This is a genomic window from Pseudomonas sp. N-137, assembly GCF_034555295.1.
Lineage (GTDB): Bacteria > Pseudomonadota > Gammaproteobacteria > Pseudomonadales > Pseudomonadaceae > Aquipseudomonas > Aquipseudomonas rhizophila.
On sequence record NZ_JAXUDQ010000005.1, the window covers coordinates 1 to 2,727 of the forward strand.

General features: G+C 66.2%; 1 protein-coding gene. It reads left to right on the forward strand.

Annotation, left to right across the window (positions count from 1 at the left end; all coding sequences use genetic code 11):
• On the forward strand, nucleotides 1–2,727 hold a 2,727-nt coding region (locus tag T3A99_RS02370; RefSeq protein WP_322833896.1), incomplete at both ends, for a condensation domain-containing protein.

A 2,727-nucleotide genomic window follows, 5' to 3' on the forward strand; every position in this document is an offset into this window, starting at 1 on the left:
CCGACCGAAGCGGCCATCGACGTCTCGGTCTGGCGTTGCTCGGCCAACGACGTGATCGTGCCGATCGGCAAGCCCATCGCCAACCTGCGCTTGTACATCCTCGACGAGGCCATGCAACCGTTGCCGATTGGCAGCATCGGCGAGCTGTACATCGGTGGCGTCGGCGTGGCCCGTGGTTACTTGAAACGTCCGGACCTGACCGAGGAACGCTTCCTCGCCAGTCCATTCGTGGCCGGTGACCGCCTGTACCGCACGGGCGACCGTTGCCGCTTCCTGGCCGATGGCAACATCGAGTACCTGGGGCGTCTCGACCATCAGGTGAAGTTGCGCGGCCAGCGCATCGAGCTGGGGGAAATCGACGCCGCACTGCTCGCGCAGGCCGGTGTTCGCGATGCCGCTACCTTGTTGCTCGACCAGCGCCTGGTGAGTTTCTGGTGCGGAGACGCCGATGAGGCGACCCTGCGTGCCGAGTTGAGCGACAGCCTGCCCGCGCACATGCAGCCCAGCCTGTTCGTGCAGCTCGACAGCCTGCCGCTCAACAGCAACGGCAAGCTCGACCGCAAGGCATTGGCCGCCACGCCGCTGCCACAGAGCCAAAGCGACCAGCCGCGCACAGCACCGCGCAACGCCACTGAAAGCGTACTCTGCGAACTGTTCGGCGAAGTGCTGGGTTGTTCGCCAGTCGGCATCGAAGATCACTTCTTCCAACTCGGCGGCCACTCCTTGCTGGCCACCCGCCTGGTCAGTCGGGTCCGTGAGCGCCTTGGGGTTTCCCTGCCCTTGCCGCTGGTGTTCGCCCAACCGACGGTCGCGGCCCTGGCCGAGCATCTGCGCGCGGCCATGCCCGGTGAGTCGATCAGCGCACAACCGCGCCCGGCGCAATTGCCCCTGGGTCTGGCCCAGCGCCGATTCTGGATGCTCAGTCGCCTGGTGCCGGAATCCCGCGAGTACCACATGCCGTTTGCCCTGACCTTGCGCGGTGAGCTGCAGGTCCAGGTCTTGCGCGAGGCCTTTGAGCAGCTCAGCCAGCGCCATCTGGTGCTGCGCAGCCGGATTGTCGAAGTCGACGGCGAGCCGCAATTGCTGATCGACGACCACGGACCGGCGCTCGCGGTCACTGAAGTCGCGACCCAGGACTGGGCCTCGGCCTGCGCCAACGCCCAGGACGAACTGATGACAGCGTTCGACCTGGCCGCCGCCGCACCTTGGCGCGCGCATCTGCTGCAACGTCAGGGCAGCGACGAAAACCTGCTGCTGGTGTGCCTGCACCACAGTGCCACCGACGGTTGGGCCATGCAGTTGCTCATCGACGAACTGACCCAGGCCTACGCCGCCGGCCTCAACGGGCAGTCGCCGGCCTGGACGCCGCTGGAGATCGACTACGTCGATTTCGCCCTGTGGCAACAGCACCCGGACACCCAGGCCCGACGCAGTGACAGCCTGGACTACTGGAAAAACCACCTGGGCCAGGAAGACTACCAACTCGACCTGCCCATCGACCATCCGCGTGGCGCCGAAGCAGATCGTCGCGCTCGGCAACTGACCCTCCGTCTCGGCACCCAGCGCGCCGAAGCCATCCGTCAGTTCGCCCGTCAGCGCGGCACCACCACCTATGTGGTGCTCGCCACGGCCTTGAGCGCGCTGCTGGCGCGTTACAGCGGTCAACGGGAGATTCGCTTCGGCACCCCGGCGGACCAGCGTGATCAACCGCAAGCCCAGACACTGCTGGCCTGTCTGGTCAACACCCTGGTGATCCGCAGCGACGTCGACCAACGGGCTCCGGCCGAGCAATTGCTCACCAGCCTTGAGGCCGACCTGCGCGCAGCCCAGGCCCATGCCGACCTGCCCTTCGCCACCCTGGTCGGTGCTGTCGCGCAAAACCGCGACCTGAACCGTACACCGCTGTTCCAGGTGCTGTTCTCCCTCAACTATGGCCGGGTGGACAGCAGCCAATGGCCGGGGCTGAACGTCGAAGAGCAGATGCTGCCGGTGATCGACGCCAAGTTCGAACAGAGCTGGGAAGTCCAGGACGATGGCAGCGACATGACGCTGGCGCTGGAATACCAATCGGCCTTGTTCGACGAAACGACGATGCAACGCTGGAGCGCGCAGTGGTGTGCGCTGCTTGATGCCTTGGTGGCAACCCCTGGGCGCACGCTGGTCGAACTGTTCCCGCAACAGCAGGATCAGCAGCAACTGGATCGCTGGAACGCCACCGAACGTCACTACAGCGGCCCGACCAACCTGCACACCGCGCTCAGTCAACAGGCAGCTCTGAGCCCCAACGCCCCAGCGCTGGTGTTCGAAGGCCAGCGCCTGAGCTATGCCGAACTGGATCAACGGGCGCAAACCGTTGCCCGGGCCCTGCGCGCCGCCGGTGTAGGCACCGACAGCATCGTGCCGCTGTGCATGGAGCGTTCGGTGGAGATGGTCGTGGCCTTGCTCGGCATCGTCCATGCCGGCGCCGCGTGGTTGCCGCTGGACCCGGAATTGCCGGCCGCGCGCCTGGCGTTCCTGATCGAAGACGCCGATGCCAAGGTCACCTTGACCCAGGCGCAGTGGCTGGCGCGCCTGCCCGCCGGGCATCAGGCCTGGACCCTCGACACTCTGCCCCAGGCCCCAGCGTTCGAGCCGATCAGCGTTGAAGCTCACGACCTGGCCTACGTGCTCTACACCTCCGGTTCCACCGGCCAACCCAAAGGCGTGATGAACGAACACGGCGCCTTG